Annotated in this window: 9 protein-coding genes; all 9 read right to left on the reverse strand. The window is 37.8% G+C overall.

Translation table 11 applies throughout. The annotated features are described in order from the left end of the window. Positions 1-108: 108 nt before the first annotated feature. On the reverse strand, positions 109-2,526 hold the full coding sequence (locus tag ACVWYG_RS06135) for an ABC transporter permease (RefSeq protein ID WP_457269285.1): 2,418 nt from the start codon (positions 2,524-2,526) through the stop codon (positions 109-111). Between the two features lie 119 nt (positions 2,527-2,645). Continuing rightward, the gene (locus ACVWYG_RS06140) at positions 2,646-3,845 is read right to left on the reverse strand and encodes a hypothetical protein (RefSeq protein ID WP_457269286.1); all 1,200 of its coding nucleotides are present in this window, start codon (positions 3,843-3,845) and stop codon (positions 2,646-2,648) included. Positions 3,846-3,934: 89 nt separating this feature from the next. Then, entirely contained in the window at positions 3,935-6,370 is a 2,436-nt protein-coding gene (locus ACVWYG_RS06145; protein ID WP_457269287.1) for an ABC transporter permease, read from the reverse strand. Positions 6,371-6,510: 140 nt separating this feature from the next. Next, positions 6,511-8,928 (reverse strand): ABC transporter permease, encoded by a 2,418-nt coding sequence (locus ACVWYG_RS06150; protein ID WP_457269288.1) that lies wholly within the window; start codon positions 8,926-8,928, stop codon positions 6,511-6,513. 182 nt (positions 8,929-9,110) lie between these two features. Further along, positions 9,111-11,537 carry an ABC transporter permease gene (locus ACVWYG_RS06155; RefSeq protein WP_457269289.1) on the reverse strand — a complete coding sequence of 809 codons (2,427 nt, stop codon included), beginning with the start codon at positions 11,535-11,537 and terminating at the stop codon, positions 9,111-9,113. An 88-nt stretch (positions 11,538-11,625) separates the two neighbouring features. After that, positions 11,626-14,013: an ABC transporter permease gene (locus ACVWYG_RS06160; protein ID WP_457269290.1), complete on the reverse strand. Its 2,388-nt coding sequence runs from the start codon at positions 14,011-14,013 to the stop codon at positions 11,626-11,628. Positions 14,014-14,205: 192 nt separating this feature from the next. Continuing rightward, positions 14,206-16,584, reverse strand: coding sequence for an ABC transporter permease (locus ACVWYG_RS06165; RefSeq protein ID WP_457269291.1), 2,379 nt, complete (start codon positions 16,582-16,584; stop codon positions 14,206-14,208). A 184-nt stretch (positions 16,585-16,768) separates the two neighbouring features. After that, positions 16,769-19,135, reverse strand: a complete 2,367-nt coding sequence (locus tag ACVWYG_RS06170) for an ABC transporter permease (protein ID WP_457269292.1) — start codon at positions 19,133-19,135, stop codon at positions 16,769-16,771. Positions 19,136-19,329: 194 nt separating this feature from the next. Next, positions 19,330-21,729, reverse strand: coding sequence for an ABC transporter permease (locus tag ACVWYG_RS06175; RefSeq protein ID WP_457269293.1), 2,400 nt, complete (start codon positions 21,727-21,729; stop codon positions 19,330-19,332). Positions 21,730-21,836: the final 107 nt, after the last annotated feature.

A 21,836-nucleotide genomic window follows, 5' to 3' on the forward strand; every position in this document is an offset into this window, starting at 1 on the left:
TAGCGTGCTGATTTCTGACTAGTTTTAATTTCTTAACTGATTGTCGATCAATTTTTCGTTTCCTTTGTTGGGATTGAATTAAGTATTTTGTATAACTCGAGATTTTTTCTATTCGGTTCTTAAACTTTTAATCGGATTGGAAAGCGCAGCTTTAATTGCTTGAAAACTTACCGTTATCAATGCAATTAGCAAAGCCGCAATACCGGCAACAATAAATATCCACCAGCTTACACCAATTCTAAAAGCAAATCCTTGTAACCATTTGTTCATCACCCAATAGGAAAATGGGAAAGCAAAAAGGCAGGCAATAAAAACCAGTTTTACCAGATCTTTAGACAGCATTTGAACCAATTGATTTACACTTGCGCCTAATACCTTTCGAATGCCAATTTCTTTGCTGCGTTGTTCTGCGGTATAAGTTACCAATCCAAATAGTCCGAGGCAGGCAACCAGAATCGTAAACATAGAAAATATATTGAGTATCGTTTCTGTTTTTTCTTCCGCCAAATAGGTCTTTTTATACAGATCATCCATAAATGTATAGGTGAATGGTTCGTCTGTATTAAACTCGCCCCATCGTTTACGCATTGATGAAAGCAAGCCTCGAATGTCTGTGGTTTTGACTTTGAAAATCAATCCCCAGTCGGGATTAAGTGTCATTAGCAACGGCGTAATAGGTTCATGAAGCGATTGGAAGTTAAAATCTTTTACCACGCCAATCACGTGGTAGGGCACGTTAGATCCTCTATCGCTGTTTTGTCTGATAATCGTTTTCCCAACAGCTGTTAAATTATTCCAACCGTAGGCTTTTGCTGCGGTTTCATTTATTATAATTGCCGTAGAATCTGTTGAGAATGTCTTTTGGAAATTTCTACCAGAAGCCATTTTCATTCCGAAAGTAGGAATGTATTGTTCATCAATATGGTATTCCTGAGTTTTCATAATCTGATTTTCATGTCCCTCCGAAAAAGAAAGTGCATTGCCTCCACTACTTGGTCCGGCGGGCTTGTAAGACGATACCGTTGCATTTACGACACGTGGATCGCGCAGCATTTCTGCTTTAAATAGCTGCTCATTCTTCCCTAAAGCATAAGAATTTGAGACAGATAGCAGTTGCTCTTTATCGTATCCTAAGTTTTTATTTTGGATGTATTTCATTTGCTGCCGAACAACCACGGTACCGATAATTAAACCAACGGAGATAAAAAATTGAAATATTACCAATCCGCTGCGTAATCCAAAGGTATTGTTAGAAGAGGTAAGCTTACCTTTTAGCGTGGCGATCGGTTTAAAAGATGAGAGAAAAAATGCTGGATAAATGCCAGCTATAATGCTAACCAATGCACCCAAGCCAATAAAACTTGCAATAATTTGCAGGTTGAAGCCGAAACTTAAATGCTTTTCGGAAATGGTATTGAAAAGTGGTAACATCAACTGAATAATAATCAACGCTACAAAAAGTGCAATAGAAACAACCAATGCCGACTCCACTAAAAATTGTTTCATAAGTTGAATTTTTGTAGATCCAATGACTTTACGTACGCCAACTTCTTTCGCTCTTTTGGCTGCGCTGGCGGTAGAAAGGTTGACGAAATTTATACATGCAATCAGCAAGATAAAAACGGCGATTACGCCAAAAACATAAACATACATGGCGTTTCCAGGTACATCTAGCTCGTAATTGGAATGAGAATTTAAGTGAATTGAAGTTAGCGGCTGTAAAATAAAGCCCATTTGATTGCCTTTTGTTATAAATTGCGCCAAACTAATACCCATTGTTTGTTGGATTTGTGGCCCCATATATTTCTTGACTACCTCGGGTAGTTTTGCCTCTAATTTTTTATAATCATAATCTGGTTTTAATAGTAAATAAGTGAAGAAATTAGAAACCATCCAAGAGTCAGATTTCGCACTTGGCAGGCTTGCCATGGATGCGAACATATCGAAGTGAAAGTGAGCGTTAACTGGTACTTCATCTATAACTCCGGTAACCTTAAATTGTGCGTGGTCGTTTGGAAAAGACAATATTTTGCCAATGGGATTCTCATTTCCAAAATACTTTTTGGCAATTACTTTGGTAACGATAATTGTATTTGGCTCTTGTAACGCCGTCTTCCCGTCTCCTGCAATAATCGGCAATGTAAATATGCTAAAGAAATTTGCGTCTACAAATGCGAGTTCATCGTCTTTAAAACTTTTCTCCTTATAGGTAACTTTTCTGGCACCAGCGGGCTGGAGTCTTGTAGCATCCTGAACTTCCGGATAATCGTTTTTTAGCGCTTGCGCAACGGGAGGCATCACATTTGTTTCGAAGATTTTACCCCCATTAATTTCGGCTTTAAAAGCGATTCTAGCAATGTTGCCTGCTTGCTTGTTGAAGCGATCGTAACTTAATTCGTTTTGTACATAAAGCAAGATTATAAAACAGATCGACAGGCCAATTGCCAATCCTGAAATGTTGATGATGGAGAAGGTTTTATGCTTAATCAGATTTCTCCAGGCGATTTTTAGGTGGTTTTTAAACATTTCTACTAGGTGTTAGGTTCGGAATAAAGAACAAGGAGCAAAGATTAATGACTACATGTCCAACAACTGAGCATTGATAATCTATAACTGATTTTAGTGCTATTTTAAAGACTCAAAAATTATTTTAACGCGCTCATAATTCTCCCATAATAAAAATCAGATCCAATACCTTTTGCAGCCTCTGTAAATTGATTTTTTAACGTTTCGCTGGCTGGCATTTTCGAAGCAATCTTAATTAGTATTTCCGATTTCTCGTAATCAGAACTAATATGAGCAACGTAGCCAATCAGCTTACTCCATTCCTTTTCATCTTTTACGTTAGGATTGATCAACTTTTTCAAAATCGATGCTTTGTAGAAATCGCTATTTATATTTTGCGTAGCAGCTATTGTTTGCGAATACTGATTGGAATTGAGTTGTTCATTTGCAAGCAAAGAGGAAATAAGTTCGGATTTGTAATAATCACTTTTGATATTGGCTGTTGCACTCATTAATTTAGAAAAAAGGGAATTAGAAATGGCTTTCCTTTTTGTAAGCATGCCCAACGCTTCAAACTTGTAGTAATCAGAGCTCATAGCAGTTGCAAGAGATACGACGTGGTCAACTTGTTTGTCAGAAAGCGAAGAATTTAATGGGACATTTAAAGTTTTAAATTTGTAATAATCAGACTTGATGTTTTTTACATTTTCCAAGTAAGCATCGGCTATAATTTCGTTTTTAAAATAATTTTCTTTTATCCCTCCCAGTAGTTCAGCACGGTAGTAATCTGAAGAAATCGATTTGTCTATTTTATTTAAAAATGTGAGCATTTCATCATTGTTAAGCGGTTGCTTTTCAACTAAAAAGTTCAAATAAATATATTGTACATAATCTGTACTGTGACGATCTACCTCGTTTAAAACCAGCGGAACGCCGCCTTTGGCAAATAACTTTACCGCTCTTTCTTTTGCTCCAACTCCATTGTCAATTAACGTTTTTACGCATTGGCTAATAAGAATTTTATCAGCCGTTTCTAAGTTTGTTTTTTTAGTGCCGTTAATGGTGTAAATTGGTAAGCCACTTTCGTTCGGCGTGATTTCCAGTTTGTCATGATTTTTTTTGTAAAAGATCTCCGCGTCTGGTGCTAATTTGTCAACCGCCGTTTCATCATCTGTAAAGGTCACATCGCCTTTTACTTTCAACTGCATTTTTTCTGCATCGTTGTTTATTTGTAATACCCGATTATTGACGTTTTTTGTGATAGATACACGTCTTTTTTGCGCAGTGCACAGGCTAACGGTGAAAATAAAAAATAAAAAAGTGATGATTGATTTTTTCATGGTTAAGTGTTGTTGAGGTTTGAGATAGGTTTTGAATCTGGTTTATTTTCAATAATTATTCGGCAATTAATGTTATTCTATCATTAAGGCTACTCCGTGCGCAAACTTTTAACTGGGTTTGCCAATGCCGCTTTTATCGCTCGGAAACTAATTGTAATAAGTGCGATCAGTATGGCGCCTAGACCAGCTATTGCGAACACGCTCCAGCTGATGGTTATCCGGTAGGCAAAGTCTTCTAGCCAGGTATTTATTGCATACCAAGCAATTGGCGATGCGATGACAATTGCCATTAAAACTAACTGTAAAAAATCCTTTGAGAGCAGGCTGCTAATTTGAAGAACAGACGCTCCCAAGACTTTTCTGATTCCTATTTCTTTCATTCTTTGCTGTGCAGTATGAATAATCAAGGCAAATATTCCTAAACATGCCAAAAGCATAGATAGTCCACTAAAAAAAGCAAATAATTCTTGTAATCGACGTTCCGCTCTATATTCTTTAAACATCATATCGTCAACCCACTGCACATCTAAAAGCTTATCAGGAAAAAACTGTCTCCATAATTTATTTACGGATTCGATTGCTTGCTTTTGATAACCTGTTTTAACACGTACTAACATGTTCCCATAAGTAGGTGCATTTTCGGCAGTGATGATGGTGGGTTGAATCGGTTTTTTTAATGATTCAGCATTGAAATCTTTGACGATGCCAACAGGTGTGGTCAAAGCATTTTGTATGGGTTCGTTTAATTTTTTGATGCTCAATAAGCTAGCGGTATAGGCGGTAATTACAGATGATTGGATTTTAACGGTATTTTCATATTCGAATCTGCTTAATCGCATTAAAGAATCGTCGCTCATTTTATCCGTCGCAAAAGTATTATTCAACAGTCTTCCCTCCTTTAATTGCAGGCCTAGGGTTTTGGCTAAGTCAACGTCTCCGTTTATATACCAAATGGTCAGTTTATTTCCTTTGTGGTTCGGGTCATCTATTTCCTTTGTCATGTAACCAGCACTTGTTGGTGTCCACGACGTTATACTCACACTTTCTATCCCTTCCTGTGCAAGTAATTCATTCTTTAAGGTTTGTCCCTTTTTCCCCCAAGAAATGTAACCTATGTTCATTAGGTTCTTCTTATCGAAGCCCAAATCTTTGTTTTTCATGAAGTTAATTTGTTGTTTAACCACAATAAGTGCGATTACCACAACGATAGAGATGGAGAATTGTAAAACAACCAGACTCTTTCTTACCAACTGATGCCCACCAATGCTTCCAGAAAACAAATTGCCTTTTAAGGTAGCTGCGGGTTTTAATCCCGAAACAATCCATGCAGGATATGAACCTGTAATTAGACTTATAATGAAAATGATACCATAGGCGCTTCCTAAAAGCAAATAGCCAGAAGTAAAATTCTTCTCTAAATGGTTTCCTAAATATTGTTCTAGAAATGGCATGGATACCCAATAAATTAGGGTCGCAATAATGGTGGAGATTAGGAAGAATAAGATGGATTCTGCTAGAAATTGAAAGATGATCTGCTTACGGTCTGCTCCAAGTATTTTTCTAACGCCAGTTTCTGGCAAACGTTGTAAAGCCTTTGCAGAACTCAAGTTGATAAAGTTGACGCAGGCGATAACTAGAAGGAGTAATGCTACACCGCAAAAGATGTAAACATTTTGAATATCGCCTTTTACTTTTTGATTTTCTGAAAATTCTGAATGTAAATAAACTTTGCCCAAAGGTTGAAATTCGTACTGATAGGGTTTTTTTACGGTTACAAACTTTGTATACCAATTATTTAGCTTTTTAGTAAATTTGTTAATGTCTACTCCTGGTTTGGTAAGGATAAAATTGTTCGGGGTAAAGGAACCGTATTGCTCACTTTTTAGGTCTTCTTTTCGTCCTTTTTCAATTACAATTGCTTCGGAGCGAAAAATCGAATTTGAAGAAATGTCTTCTATAACCCCAGTAACTAGGTAAGGGGTCGCTTTATCAGAATAAGTAGGCACATCATGAATTACTCTTCCAACAGGATTCTCGTCTTTGAAATGCTTTTTCCTAAAACTTTCGGAAATTACAATATTCGGCTGCCCATCTACATAATGTTTTGGGTTACCAGAAAGAATCTTTAAATCTAGTAATTTCCAAATGGAAGTGTCTGCTTGTAAGACCGATAAATTAATTCCGTTTGGATCTTCACTCTCACGTATTCTAAATCTATCTTCCGTATTATTTAGTTTTCCAACTGCTAAAACTTCTGGAAAATCATTTCTTAACTTATCGGATAGGCCGGCAAAAGAAGAGGTGAATCTATTGTATAATCCATCCCCCATTTTATTTACAGTAACAATTCGATACAATTCCTTCTGATTGCTCCATTGCTCGTCATAAGAAAGATCATCAATTACTACAGTTGCTACCAACATACAAGCACCAAGCCCCAGCGTTAAGCCAAGGATATTGATGAAAGAATAAACTTTATTCTTTTTGATGTTTCGCCATGCGGTTTTAAAATAGTTCTTTAGCATTTTTGTTGGTGTTAGGTAATAGGTTTGAGGAGTAAGGAATAAAGAGCAAGATCAATGACCGCGTGCCCAACAACTGATTGCCGACTTCTTTTCCATATTGTTATCTCTAAATACTAAATACTAAATACTAAATACCAACCTCATTCCGTTCTTAAACTCTTTACTGGGTTTGCAAGCGCAGCTTTTATCGCTTGGAAGCTAACGGTAGCCAGCGCAATGACGATGGTTAGCAATCCTGCTGCGATGAAAAACCAAGCGTTCAGGTTAATCCGATACGCATAATCGTCCAACCATTTGCTCATCATCCACCAAGCAATAGGGGTAGCGATCAGTAAGGAAATTAATATCAACTTAATGAAGTCTTTGCTCAATAAAAAAGCAATGGATGCAACGCTCGCTCCCACTACTTTTCTAACGCCAATCTCTTTAGTCCGCTGACGCACAATTAGCAGAGATAGCGCAAACAGGCCTATGCAGCTAAGCACAATGGCAATTACGGCGCCGCTGCTGATGATGGTTGTCATTACCCTTTCTTTTTTAAATGTTCTGTCGATATTCTCGTCTAAAAAAGACCCTTGAAATTCTGCGCTCGGTTCAATCTTTTTCCAAGCATTTTCCACTGTTTCAAAAGCGCTTATCAGCTGCCCAGGCTTTACTTTTATATATACATAATCCAAATTCCAATTGCTTTTCATAAATAGCGTAAGCGGTGCAATCTGTTTATCTAAACCTTGAAAATTATAATCCTTAATAACGCCAATAACCGAATATTTTATAGAATCGTCCATTAAAAAAGTGGCGTCTAGTGGATTTTTTTCTTCTAGTTGTTTTGCCATGGTTTCATTTACCACGACGCTTAAACTGTCGCTGCCAAAATCTCTACTAAATGTTCGCCCTTTCAGCAGCGTTAGATCTAGTGTTTTTAAGTAGTCGTAATCTACTATGAGCATGTTAGTTTTGAGATTAAATCCTTTATAATCGACACCCAATATGCTTGTACTCATGCCTCCGTCTTTTCCTCTCCCCAAATTATTATCTGATGCACTAATGCTTTCTATAGATGGATTTCCTTGCAATTCATTTCTTAGCCGCTGAACATCTAACCGGTTATTTTCTTTGCCGTTTAGCGGAAAGGAAAAAACTTCGGTTTTGTTAAAACCAAGATTTTTGTTTCTCATAAAATCTAGCTGACTCCAAAGAATCATCGTTCCGCTGATCAGTAAAATAGCGATACAAAACTGAATGACAATCAACACGTTCCTTAAATTATTTCTTCCAGTTATGGCTGCCTTGCCTTTTAAAGATTGCAAGGTTCCCAGCCGGCTTAATACCAAAGCCGGATAGCCACCGGCAATAAGTGTAATGGTTAAAAATCCCAATAAAAATAAGGTTGAAACCGTGGGAGACAATACTGCATTGAAAGAAGCTTGAGTATTAAAGAGGGTTTTAAATTCGCTTAAAGATGCACTGCTCAATAAAGACCCTATCACTATAGCGATGGTAAAAACCAATAGGCTTTCTCCCCAAAATTGAAAGAAAAGTTGTTTTTTATTGGCGCCAAGTGTCTTTCTCATTCCTATTTCTTTTAAACGATTTACACTAGTGCCTATACTCATGTTAATAAAGTTAACGCACGCAATAAAGAGAATTAGGAAGGCAATACCGAGAATTAAATAGGGATAAAATTTAGCAATTATTGCTTTGCCATTTTCATATTTTGCAAAATGAACATCAGGAAAGTTGATGAGATGTAGTTGCTGAAGCTGGCCATTCTCATCAGGCTTTATTCCCATTTCTTTGCCATCTTTTATGTCTTCTTTATAGTGAAGATTGAGGAAGGCACGAGCGCTTTGCTCAAATCTCTCTATTGAGGTTTTGGGATTTAACTGTATATAAACTTCATGATTTCTATTGTTCCATTTGTCTAGATTTTCGGCGTAGTCTGGCCTATTTTCAAACCTAATCGCAACATCAAATTTGATGGTACTTTCTGGATTAAAATCCTCCAGTACAGCTGTAACGATGAAAGGCTGCTGTTGCTTATTAATGTTTAATTTTACAGTTTTGCCGATGGCGTTCTCCTTGCCAAAAAGTTTTTCTGCTGCTTTTTTACTTAAAATTACTTCATTTTTGTTTTTCAGTAAGCTGTTGTGATTCCCTTGCGATACCGGAAAAGAAAACATAGAGAAAAAGTCAGCATCTACGTTTACCATGTTTAGATTTAACTCTTTTTCTTTGAATAAAGCGAGTATGTCTGATTGTAGAAACCTTGTAATGTGTTTCACTTCTGATAGCTCGGTTTTTAATGTAGGAGCAAAAGGAATAGGAAAGCTATTTGCAGCTTCAGGCCCATTTTTTTTCGTTTGTTTTGTGATGTATAATTGATAAATATCAGCTTTGTTTACATGGAATTTATCCAGAGAGAGGTCAAAAAATGCAGCCATGCACAATAAAAGTGCGATGCCAAAAGCAATAGAAAGCCCGAGTACATTAATCAGCGTAAGCGATTTCTGTTTCCATAAATTACGCCAGGCAATTTTGAAATAATTCTTGATCATTTTGATGGATGTTAGGTTAATCGGTTTTTAGGTAATGGGTTTTAGGAGTAAGGAACAAGGAGCAAAGATTAGTTATAAAGTATTTATGTTATTGAATTACTGGTTTCTGACTGCTGGTAAGTGGTTTCTGATCTTTGATTTAAAAAGTGCCTAAAACCTGATGCTATCACCTAATACCTCTTTCACTCCGTTCTTAAACTTTTAACAGGATTTGCCAACGCGGCCTTTATGGCCTGAAAACTTACGGTCGCTACTGCTATGAGCAGCGCTATTAATCCGGCTAGTGCGAAAACCCACCAACTTAAGTTCGTACGATAAGCAAAACTTTGTAGCCATTTTTGCATGGCAAACCATGCAATTGGTGTGGAAATTACAATAGAAAGCAATACCAGTTTAATGAAATCTACCGAAAGTAGTGCGGTAACATTCGTTACGGTCGCGCCCAAAACTTTGCGGATGCCGATCTCTTTGGTGCGTTGATCTGCAGCGTAGGTAATTAAACCGAACAAACCCAAACAGGCTATTAAAATCGCAAAAAAAGCAAAAGTGATAAAAATCTTGCCGGTTTGTTGTTCTGATTTATAGAGGTGGTTAAAATCTTCATCCATAAAAGAATAAATGAATGGTTGATCCGCCATAAGTGCTACCGCATGGTATTTTCTTTCTATTTGGGCAACCACATTTGACATGTCTTTGCCCTTGATGCGAAAAGCAAACCGATCTCCATATTTTGATAGTCGAAACACAATGGGTGCGGTTTTATGTTGCATAGATCCTGCATTGAAATCTTTTACGATGCCTAATATTGGTAGGGCACGTATATTTTTGCCTTGATCAGAATCGTATAGCTTTTCTTTTAAAGGTTGACTAAAACCCAGCATTTTGGCTGCAGCCTCATTAATTAATAACGCTCCTGAATCGGTAGGTATTTGAGCCGAAAAATTTCTCCCTTGCGCCATCTTCATTCCTAAAGTTGAAATATAATCAGCGTCCACATACCATTCGGAGATCGTTACAGTTTGGCTTGCGTTCATGGAGGCGTCTTTAGAAAAAGCATCTGAGTTTTCGGGTGCCACTGACGTTGGTAAGGTATTGGTTCGAGTTCCAGCAATAACTCCAGGAATTTGCAACACTTCATTTTTAAATGTTTGCGCATGGTTCCCCATCGAATAAACGTTTTTTAAAACCAAAACCTGTTCTCGATTATAACCAAGATTTTTGTTTCTGATGAAGTTTAACTGGTTGTAGATTACCAAGGTGCATACAACTAGTATAATTGCAGTTGTAAACTGAAAAACTACTAAGCTATTTCTAAGCCAACTGCCTTTAAACCCAATAGATAGTTTTCCCTTTAGTACTTTTATTGGTTCAAACGCAGAGAGGAAAAAAGCAGGATAGAGTCCAGCTAAAATTCCGACAACAGTTGTGATGAGCAGGAGGGAAGGCAGTAGGAATTTTTGAGAAAATAAACCTAGGGCAATTTCTTTTCCCGCCAATTGATTAAAATAGGGTAAAGACAGTTGGGTAATCAACAACGAGACAATGAGTGCTATAAAACTCGTTAAAATAGATTCTGTTAAGAACTGCATCATCAAGCTGTAACGGCCCGAGCCTAAAACTTTTCTGATCCCAACTTCTTTAGAACGACCTGCAGAGCGTGCAGTAGAAAGGTTCATGAAATTTACACAGGCAATCAGCAGTATAAAAAGCGCAATAACAACAAAAATATAAACATACTCACTGTTTCCGGAGGGTTCTATCTCGTTTGTTAAAGTAGAATATAGATGAATTCTAGTGAGCGGGATAGAACTGTATTTGAACAAATCTCGTTTTTTTTCCAGATCGTCAAAGCTGCTGTGGAATGTATTTTGGAGTTGAGGTTCTACGTATTTTTTTGCGATCTCTTTTAAATAGCCATCAAGAGTTTGCTCATTTGTTCCTGGCGCAACAAGTACATAGGTTGAATAATTGTTGTTGAGCCAGAAATCAGATCGACTTTCTTCATCACCAACCATTGATCTGATAAAATTAAAGTGTAAATGAGATTGTTTGGGTGTGTTCTGAATTACACCGGTGATGGTATAGGGGGTGGAATTGTCAACCTTAAGCGTTTTACCAACAACATCAATACTGTTGAAATATTTTTTTGCTATGGATTCTGAAATGACCATGGTGTTAGGTTGGTTTAATGCAGTTTTTGGATCCCCAGAAAGCATTGGAAGGGTAAAAACGCTAAACACACTTGGATCTGCAAAGAAAGCATTATGCTCGACCAGCGTTTGATTGTCTTTTTTTACAAGCATGTCTCCGCCGCCCCGAATTCGAACGGTTTGTTCAATCTTTGGATAGTCTTTGGCTAACGCATCGGCCATAGGAGCTGGCGTAACATGATGTTTGAAATCACTTCCGTTCAAACGAATGTCTGTGTTGACACGATAAATCCGATCAGCTTTTGCATTAAATCGATCGTAACTCAACTCATCCAGAACAAATAAAGTAATCATCAGGCAAGTGGCCAAACCAATCGCCAACCCAACGATGTTGATGGCCGCATATCCCTTGCTTTTCCAAAGGTTTCTAAATGCGATTTTTATGTAGTTCTTAATCATTTTTGTAGGAGTTAGGTAGTAGGTTTGAGGAGTAAGGGATCAAAGAGCAAAAATTGAGGGCAATGTATTGCTGATATCCGACCTCTCATTACTCGCTTCTTAAACTTTTAACTGGATTTGCCAATGCGGCTTTTATGGCTTGAAAACTTACCGTAATCAAAGTTATCGCTAAAGCCCCTACACCTGAAAAAATAAAAATCCAAAATGAAATGGTGGTTCTATACTGGTATTGGTTTAACCAATGGTTTAAATAATACCATGCAAGCGGAATGGCTATAAAACACGAAATAAAAACCAGTAAGGCAAATTCTTTAGACAACATTTGCCAAAGATTAAAAACGCTTGCACCCAATACTTTACGAACACCGATTTCTTTTTTTCGCTGTTCTGCAACAAAAGACGCCAAACCAAAAAGGCCTAAGCATGAGATGAACACTGCAAGGATGGTAAAAAAAGCAGCTAGCTTGCCTACACGCTGTTCATCTGAAAACTTCTTGGCATAATCATCATCATTAAATGTGTAATCGAACGGCGCGCTAGGATTGAATTTTTTGAAAACGAGTGCTATCTTGCTTAACGCATCTTGCATAGGCAGCCCCTGTTTTATTGCCACCGTAATTGTACCAGTATTAGACGGATCAAACATAAAAACGGTTGGCGTTACAGGTTTATAAGGCGATTCCATAATCATGTCTTTTATTACACCAACTACATGATAATTTCTATCGTTGAACTGAATGGTTTGTCCCACAATGTTCTTTTTCATGCCTACTTGTTTTACGGCAGTTTCATTTAATATCATTGCCAAACTGTCTGTGGCAAAGTCTTTAGAAAAATCTCGTCCGTCTTTAATTTTCCAACCAATGGTTTTACCAAAATCCTTAGTTACCCAGATGGTTCCAAAAGCGGGAAGTGTGTTAGGATCTTTTTCCTGCCAATTAAAACCAATCTGATTAGACTGAAGTTCGGTTGTAGAACTAGAAGATTGAGCCATATTGTCTACTACACCTGTAGCCAAAAGCTCCTCACGAAGTGCATCATAATGACCAAATAAATCTGGCGTCTTCATTTCTATGGTGATGAGGCCTTCGCTTTTATAGTTTACAGGTCTATTTTTTGCAAACTGAATTTGTTTGAAAACAATAATGGTTCCGATAATTAAAGCAATAGAAAACGTAAATTGTATGACAACTAGAATTTTCCTCGGTAAAGCAGCAAATTTTCCGACAAGAAAAGTTCCCTTCAAAACTTTTATAGGCTCGAATTTGGAAAGGTAAAAAGCAGGATAGCTTCCAGAAATAATCCCAATAGTAAGAGTGAATGCAAGCGCGAACAACCAAAAAACTGGGTTGGACCAAGGTACTCCTAAGTTTTTATCGGCTAGCTTATTAAACAAAGGCAACAGCGCGAGCACCAATAAGACAGAAAATATAAAGGATACAAATGCAACCAACACAGATTCGCTCAAAAATTGCGCAATTAATTGACTGCGAACGGATCCTACTGTTTTTCGAATGCCAACTTCTTTTGCTCGTTTTTCACTTCGGGCGGTAGATAGATTCATGAAATTGATGCAGGCAAGCAGCAACACAAATACCCCAATAATAAGAAATAACCAAATAAATTGTATGCGGCCCCCGTCAGGTTTTCCATTCTTAAAATTGCTATACAGCCGCCAATTATCCATCGGAAAAACTACGGCTTGTTCCCTTCCATCAGTCGAAGCAACCTTATGAGCCATTACAATGTTTTTTAATTTATCGGTTTCGGCTGCCATATCAACATGGTCGGCCATCTCTACGTAAGCTTGCCAAGAATGATTGTTCCATTGAGTAGCAGCGTCTTTTAACCAGGCCTGTGTAGTGATGTATTTTTGCCAAGGAAGTAAAAGTTTCACGTCATTTAAACTTGTATTATTTGGGAGATCTTCATAAACACCAGATACTTTGTAGCTGTCTTTATTGTTGAGTTTAATCATTTTATTCAGCGGATCTATATCGCCAAACAACTTGTTAGCCAGTGAAACACTTAGGAGAATAGAGGAGGGATCAGTTAATACGTTCAAGTTTCCCTGTCGCATTTTTAGTGAAAACATAGTAGGGAAGTTGGCTTCAACCCACATTCCACGTTCGGTAATTTTTTTCTCTCCCGCAGACAATACATGGCTAAAATTCCAAGAAGCCATGGATACATTTTTAAAGTCAGCGCCATATTTATTTCGCAATTCATTTCCAATAGGCATGGATACTGCTTGAGAAGTGACCATTTCATTCTTGTCGTTGATAAATGTGGTCATCACTTGCGCAAGCGCTACATGGTTTTTATGGTATTGATTGAAGGTTACTTCATCCCAAATCCAAAAAGCAATTAACATGGCTACCGCCATACCGGTGGCTAGGCCAAGGATATTTATCAAAGAATAGAACTTACTCTTAATAAGGTTTCGCCAGGCAATTTTAAAATAGTTCTTTAGCATGTTGTTAGGTCTTAGTATTTAGGTATTAGGTGTTGGGTGTTAGGGTGAAGAATGGGGAGCAAAGGCCGCATTTTTGATAAATAATTCCTGATATCCGAGGTTTGATCGCTGATTCTGATTTTTCTTCCATTTTACTTTTATTTTGTAACTCCCAGTATTTAAAACCCGATACCTACCGCATCAAATCTATCTTCACTCCGTTCTTAAACTCGTTACCGGATTCGCTAATGCAGCTTGCACAGCTTTAAAAGAAACTGTTATAAGTGCAATCCCGAAGGTTATTAGCGCCGCTAGTCCAAAAATCCACCAACTTAAAGGGGTTTTATAGGCAAAGCTTTGCAGCCAGTTATTCATCGCCCAGTAACCTACGGGCAGGGCAATACAAGTGGCAATTAAAACGGGCTTTAATAAATCTTGAGATAGCAGAAGTATGATTTCTTTGATTGAAGCGCCCAATACTTTTCTTACGCCAATCTCCTTAAAGCGTTTTGTTGCCGTGAACGAGGCAAGCCCAAATAAACCAAGGCACGCAACAAAAATAGCTAGACAAGCAAATACGGTTAAAATGGTTTGCTGGTGGAGGTCTTTCTTATATAACTGGTCGAATTGCTGATCTAGAAAACGATACTCAAATGGATATGCAGGTGCAACGTTTTTGTATGCATTTTGCACGAGTTCTACACCTGCTTGGAGATTGGCTGCTTTTAGCTTTATCAGGGCAACTCGTATATCTGGGTTGGGAGAAATTACCAATGGTTCGATGTCGCTTTTTAAAGATTGAAAATTGAAATCGGCCAAAACGCCAATTATTCTACGCCTGTTACTGTCTCTTAGAGTGTTTTGTATCCATTTACCTACTGCTTGATCAGGTGACCATCCCAAGTTTTTTGCGAACGTTTTATTTATAAGCACGGCATCTGTGGTATCGGTGGGAAAGGCCGATGAAAAATCTCTACCGGCAATTACTTTCAAACCCAGGGTCTTTACGAATTCAAAATCGGCAAACTCGCTGCGCGAATTCCATTTATCTGCATGACCCTCAATATCAAACATTTGTCCATCAAAATAGCCGCCAGGTTCTCCAGACATTATAGAGACGGATTGCACAGCACTCTGATTCTGTAAAGACGATTTAAATGTAGCGACGTTTCTATAGATGTTGTCATTATCAATCGGTACGATAATCGTTTGCTCTTGACTGTATCCAAGTTGTTTATTCTTTAGAAAATTCATTTGTTTGGTGATTATTACCGTACCTATAATTAAGAATACAGAGATGCTAAACTGTACAATCACCAATAAATGCCTTAAGGCAGTACCGCTTTTTCCTGGCTGAAATTTACCTTTGAGCGCCTGAATAGGCGAAAATTTTGATAGAAAAAACGCCGGATAACTTCCAGCTAAAAATCCCACAGTGATAATTATGCCGGCAAGAAACAACCATATCCACAGCCCATTCCAAGTGATCGCCAAGGAATAGCCGAGCAGCTGGTTAAACCAAGGCATCGCCAAGAAAAATATGGCAATGGCTAGTACGCAAGATATGACGGTAAGCATAACAGATTCACCAATAAATTGAAACACAAGATTATTGCGCAATGCGCCCAATACTTTCCGCAAGCCAACCTCTTTTGACCGTTCTACAGCGCGTATGGTAGAGAGATTCATGAAATTGATACAGGCAATTAGCAAAATCAAAACAGCAATAGATAGAAATATATGGACCACCATTTTATCGCCATGTTTCACCCCATCAGAGGCGACATTTTCAAAATAAATGTCTTTCAGTGGTGTAAGAGATAAATTAAAGTGAAAACCAAATTTCTTCATGTCGGCGCCCATATATTTTTGCATAAAAGCTGGTAATTGTTTTTCAATTTGCGCTCGTTTTGCCTGTGGAGATAATTCTATATAAGTGTAAAGTCCATTGTTGATCCAAGTCGTCATCCAACTGCGATTTTTATAGTTATCAAGTGGTACAACGATGTCGAACTCCAGGTGAGTGTTGGGAGGAACATTTTTTGCAATACCTGCAACCTTCAAAGGAAGTTGTTTGTCTAGCATGATTACTTTACCCATGGCGTTATCGATGCTTCCGAAGTATTTTTTTGCTGTCGTTTCAGTCAATACCACATTTCCCGGATCTTTTAAAACAGTTGCAGGATTACCTCTTATTAACGGGAAAGAAAATAGCTCAAAAAAACCTGGATCTGTGTCTAATACCTTTTTTTCATTAAACGAATTATTGGAAGTCGTAACGAGATTACTGGTAGGATTTACACGAACTACTTTTAACATTTGGCCTTTAAAATCGTTTAGTAAGGCTGGTGCATAGGGTCCTGATAAGTATGGAACAGTTTTTATTTCCCCCTGATTCTCTATACCTCTCATTACCCGATAAATCCTGTCGCCGTTTTTATGAAAGTTATCGAAGCTATATTCATTCAGGATAAACAAAAATATCATCATGCATACAGCGATGCCAATGCTTAACCCAAGAATGTTGATTAGTGAAAAAATTTTATTTTTCACTAAGTTCCGCCAAGCAATTTTTATGTAGTTTTTGAGCATTTTGTTGGGTGTTAGGTTTGAGGAAAAAAGACCAAGGATCAAAGATTAATTATAAAGTATCTAGGTGAGTTATTTATTTTAATTTACTGATTTCTGACTGTAGATAAATGGCTGCTGATTTCTGATTTTTCTTTTCATTTTTATTTTGTATCTAAACCTAATGCCTATCACCTCAAGCCTGTCTTCACTCCGTTCTTAAGCTCTTTACCGGATTGGCCAATGCGGCTTTTATCGCTTGGAAGCTAACGGTTACTAGCGTAATTAGCATGGCGAGTAACGCCGATAAAGCAAAGACATCTACTCCAATACTTATTCGATAATTATAATTCATCAACCAACCATGTAAAAAATAATAGGCAATAGGGGAGGCTAGAATACAGCTTAAAAAAACAAGCACAATAAAATCTTTCGACAACAAGAACCAAACCTGAGAAACGGAAGCTCCAAGTACTTTGCGTATCCCGATTTCCTTTTTGCGTTGCTCGGCTACGTAAGCGGCCAATCCAAAAAGACCTAGGCAAGAAATAAATATGGCGAGTCCGGCAAATAATCCCGATAGCTTTCCAATGAGTGTTTCTAGTTTAAATTTTGCAGCATAGTTTTCATCTACAAAAGAATATTCAAATGGAAAAGCTGGGTTATATTTGTTAAATATGCTATTTAACTGAGCTAGGGCACTTTTTGTGTCTATCTTTGGGCTGAGTTTGTACAACAAAATGTCTTGCGATTCTGCAGTGCAGTAGAACATTGTTGGATCTGGAGCTTTAAAGGGCGAAATCATCAGGGCATCTTTCACTACACCGGTAATGGTATATTCTCTGTTGCGAAACTTAATTTTTTGGTTAATTGGATCCTTTATTCTCAATCTTTTAATCGCGGTCTCGTTAAAAATTACACTTGTAGAATCATGGCTGCCTGAAAAATTGCTGCCTTCTTTCATCGTCATTCCAACTGTTTTAAAGTAGTCATCCGACACATAAACGCCTCCCATTTCTACCGTTTCGCCGGCTTTTTTTCCCGGCCAATAATCTACATCTGCGTGTCCGTTTACATCTGTTGCAGGACTAGATGCTGTAGTTACGGATTCGGCTATGCCTTTTTCAAGCAGTTCATTTTTAAGAGCAGCATAGTTTTTGGTAAGTCCATCGCTCATGTTTGTCGACATTAATCTATTTAAGTTGTAACCTAGCGGTCTGTCTTTTGCATAATTTACTTGCTGATAAATGATAACTGTACTTATAATTAATGCGATGGAACAGCTAAATTGGACAACTACTAAAGTCTGCCTAAAAAGCGAAGAAGATTTTCCATTTTTTCCTTTCAACACTTTTACAGGATTGAACGAGGAAAGATAAAAAGCAGGTTTGCGTCCGGCAAGTAACGCGGTAATTAGTATACATCCAAGCATCGACAGCCAAAATAGACCACTTGCATACGGAATGGCTAAATGTGTCTCTGTAAGCGTGTTAAAGCTTGGTAAGGCGAGTTGCACAAGTATTATCGAAAATATAAATGAAATTACGGTAAGCAATAATGCTTCCGTCAGGAATTGTATAATGAGGTCTGACCGCTGGGATCCAATCGCTTTTCTGACGCCGACCTCTTTCGCTCGTTTTTCTGATCTTGCAGTAGTTAGGTTGATAAAATTGATACAAGCAATGATCAGCACCAGTATACCGATGATAGAAAACATATGTACGTATTCTAAAAAGCCAGCTGTGTCTTTTCCATTCACATAATTTGAATACAAATGCCAGCGCTCCATGAGTTGTAACGTCACATAAGAGTTCATGGCGTTTAAGTTTCCTGTCTCGGTATGTTCTATAGTCCTTATTTTAGAGGCGAGCTGCGTGTAAGAAATTCCAGGTTTCAGTTTTACAAAAATTTGGAGGTTATTATTTCCATAAGTGCGCTCTCCATCTATTTTAGTCTGTGGGTTAACTTGATGAACATAAGTGATCGGAACCACGAAGTTAAAGTTTACCGTGGCATTGTCTGGTACATCCTTTATTACGCCTGTCACTTTTAGGTTATTGGCATTATCAAAACGAACCATCTTATTTATCGGATTATCATTGCCAAAAAGTGCCTTGGCCATCGTTTCGGTAAGCACTATTGAGTAAGCGTCCATAAATGCAGCGCTAGCACTGCCCTTTATGAACGAATGTTGAAATATTTTGAAAAAATCGATGCCAGCTATTGCGCCGCTTCGGTAGAATTTTTTGTCGCCAACCATTAAACCATGTTCGCCCATCCAATCAGATTCTGCCACGTTAGCTATTTCTGGTATTTGAGTTCTCATCGCTTCGGCAAGTTTTAACGAGGTGGTTTGGAAAGTTAGCGTGTCGCCATTGCTATTGAAGTTTCGTTGTACGCGATAAACAGATTGGTAGTTTGGCAGAAATTTATCAAAGGAATATTGGTAGTGAATCCAAAGTCCAATCAACAAAGCAACAGCCATACCGGTAGCTAGCCCTAAAATATTCAAGGCGCTGTAGCCGAAAGTTTTAGCGATATTTCTCCAAGCAGTTTTGAGATAGTTCTTAATCATTTGGTAGGTGTTATGAAGTGGGTGTAAGGGAAAAGGAAATAGATGTTGGGTTGGATAATATGCACAAATACATTATTTCTAATGAATAATTACTGATTGTTAACTGCTGATGACTGACCTCCATTTTTCTGAATTATTTTATTTTTCGACTCCTGCTATCTAAAACCCGATACCTTATCGCCTCAATTGTATTTTTATTCCGTCCTCAAACTTTTAACTGGATTTGCCAATGCCGCTTTGATGGCTTGGAAACTAACGGTTGCAAACGCAATAAGCATTGCCAGCATTCCAGCCAGAGGAAAAACCCACCATTGTATTGTTATTCGATAGGCAAAGCTTTGCAGCCATTTGTTCATCACCCACCAAGCAATTGGCGAGGCAATCAAAAAAGCAATCAGTACCGATTTTAAGAAGTTCGTAGTCAATAAGGAAGTAACTCCATACACACTCGCACCCAAAACCTTCCTTATGCCAATTTCTTTTTTACGCTGTTCTGCTGTGAATGCTGCCAAACCAAATAGTCCCAAGCAGGCAACAAAAATTGCAACAACAGAGAAAACTATGGTGGTATTTGCTGTATTTTGCTCTGCTATGTATAAGTTCTGTACGTGCCGGTCTAAAAATTGATAATCGAAAGCAGTATTGGGTAGATCCATTTTAAATACCCTTTGCAATTGATCCAAAAGTTGAGGTAAATCTGTGGTGTTGTAACGAACCAGCAAAGATCTAAAACCTTCAGGACCGTTATTCATCGTGTAGTAAACATAACCGCCTATTTCATCTTTTAACGAATGAAAATTAAAGTTTTTCATTACGCCTACCACGATTGACTTATTGACAAGTTCTGTATCTATGTATTTTCCAATGGCGTCTGCTGGCGTTTTGAATCCCAAATACTTTGCTACCTGTTCGTTAATCAAAGTATAACAAGTAGTGTCTCCTTTGGCGATGTAATTTGGGAGGTTTTTGCCAGCCAGCAATTTCAACTGCATTGTTTGCAATATGGAGCCATCCGTTCTACAGCTTTTCACCGGCATTCCTTCTTTATCAGTCGCTATTTTTCTTACCGAACGTCCGCTTTCTACATCACCTGGAATAGATTGAACTGCCGATACATTTAATACATTTACAAGGTCTTTTATAGCCGCAGTCGCGTGCTCAACTTGGAGCTTTGTTTGCGCAGATTTTACAGAAAGCGCAATTACGCCTTTTGGATTGTAGCCCAGATCTTTAGTCTTAATAAACTGCATTTGTTGGAGAATTATCGTCACGGCGATAATTAATACGATTGATGCACCGAACTGAAAAATAACCAACGATTTACGGATCAGGTTAGCAAATCCGTGCCTATCTTTAAATTTATTTACCAATATTAGGGGTGATACGTTTGCCATTGAAATAGCAGGATAACTTCCTGCAACTATTGTGACTATCAGCCAAATAATAATTAAACTGACGATTATCTGGCCAGTATATAAACTTGAAAAATCTAATGGATTTCCTGTGATGGACCTAAATATGGGTAACGCTAAGAAAGAAAGACCATATCCAATTGTAATGGCAAGAAACGTCAATAAGCCAGTCTCTAGATAAAAAAGGAAAATCATCTGTTTTTTGTTGGCTCCCAAAACCTTATTCATTCCTATTCCTTTGGCTCTTTTATGCGAATGGGCAGTAGAAAGATTCATGTAATTGATGCAGGCGATTAAAAGTACCAAAAGGCCAAGAAAGAGTAAGCTTTTTACAGTCGTTATGTTGCCTTGTCTTGAACTATATCCATCTCTTAAATCTGACGAATATAAATGGACCGATGATAGAGGTTGGAGTAGAAATTTATTAAAGAACTTATTATCCTTCTTTACATATTTATCGATAAGAGCTGTGGCTTTTAACTGAACGTCGGATACGTTTGCGTGTGGCTGCAACATTATGTAAGTTTCATAACTAGCGTTGCTCCAATACACATTTTTACCCATCCAAGAATCTAAGATGTTATAAATCATGTCGCAGTCTATCACGCTATTTTTTGGTAAATCTTGATAGATTCCAGATACATATAAGCTATCGCGACTATTTACAATGATCCTCTTGCCAACGGCCTTAGCATTGCCAAAAAATCTCTTTTTAGCAGATTGAGAAAGCACAACCGAGTGAGGGTCTGAGAAAGCATTTGTTGCATTTCCTTCTAAAAATTGGATGTCGAACATTTTAAAAAAAGATGAATCGACTAGATAAAGACCATTTTCTAAAAAGTTTTTTTCTCCGATTTTTAAGGAGGCTGTAGACCCAAAATCATCTTTAATTAACCGAGTGGACATTCTAACCTCGGGAATATTTTGGACCATAGCTGGACCCACGGAATTTGGAAGCTCAGACCATTTTTCAAAATTGTAATCTGCTGTGGTCTGCATATTTACTCGGTAAATATCTTCGGAATTTTTATACATCTTATCAAAACTCCACTCGCTAAGAACAAAAGCGAAAAGAATTAGGCAAACGGAAATACCAATGGCCAGCCCAACAATGTTTAGGACTGTAAAAAGTTTATTTCCACGTAAACTTCTAAAGGCAGTTTTAAAGTAGTTTTTAAACATTGTTATTAGGTGATAGCTCTTATGTTGCGTGTTATGGGTTAAATGTTGCGAGGCTTGTGCGCCAATGGTAACTCACAAATGGTGTACTTACAGTTCGTAACTGATAA

It is taken from the genome of Pedobacter sp. UYEF25 (assembly GCF_054061655.1).

Bases quoted from the DNA above. Each gene is read 5' to 3' on its own strand.
- ACVWYG_RS06135 (WP_457269285.1), bottom strand. From the start codon at position 2,526: ATGTTTAAAAACCACCTAAAAATCGCCTGGAGAAATCTGATTAAGCAT.
- ACVWYG_RS06140 (WP_457269286.1), bottom strand. From the start codon at position 3,845: ATGAAAAAATCAATCATCACTTTTTTATTTTTTATTTTCACCGTTAGC.
- ACVWYG_RS06145 (WP_457269287.1), bottom strand. From the start codon at position 6,370: ATGCTAAAGAACTATTTTAAAACCGCATGGCGAAACATCAAAAAGAAT.
- ACVWYG_RS06150 (WP_457269288.1), bottom strand. From the start codon at position 8,928: ATGATCAAGAATTATTTCAAAATTGCCTGGCGTAATTTATGGAAACAG.
- ACVWYG_RS06155 (WP_457269289.1), bottom strand. From the start codon at position 11,537: ATGATTAAGAACTACATAAAAATCGCATTTAGAAACCTTTGGAAAAGC.
- ACVWYG_RS06160 (WP_457269290.1), bottom strand. From the start codon at position 14,013: ATGCTAAAGAACTATTTTAAAATTGCCTGGCGAAACCTTATTAAGAGT.
- ACVWYG_RS06165 (WP_457269291.1), bottom strand. From the start codon at position 16,584: ATGCTCAAAAACTACATAAAAATTGCTTGGCGGAACTTAGTGAAAAAT.
- ACVWYG_RS06170 (WP_457269292.1), bottom strand. From the start codon at position 19,135: ATGATTAAGAACTATCTCAAAACTGCTTGGAGAAATATCGCTAAAACT.
- ACVWYG_RS06175 (WP_457269293.1), bottom strand. From the start codon at position 21,729: ATGTTTAAAAACTACTTTAAAACTGCCTTTAGAAGTTTACGTGGAAAT.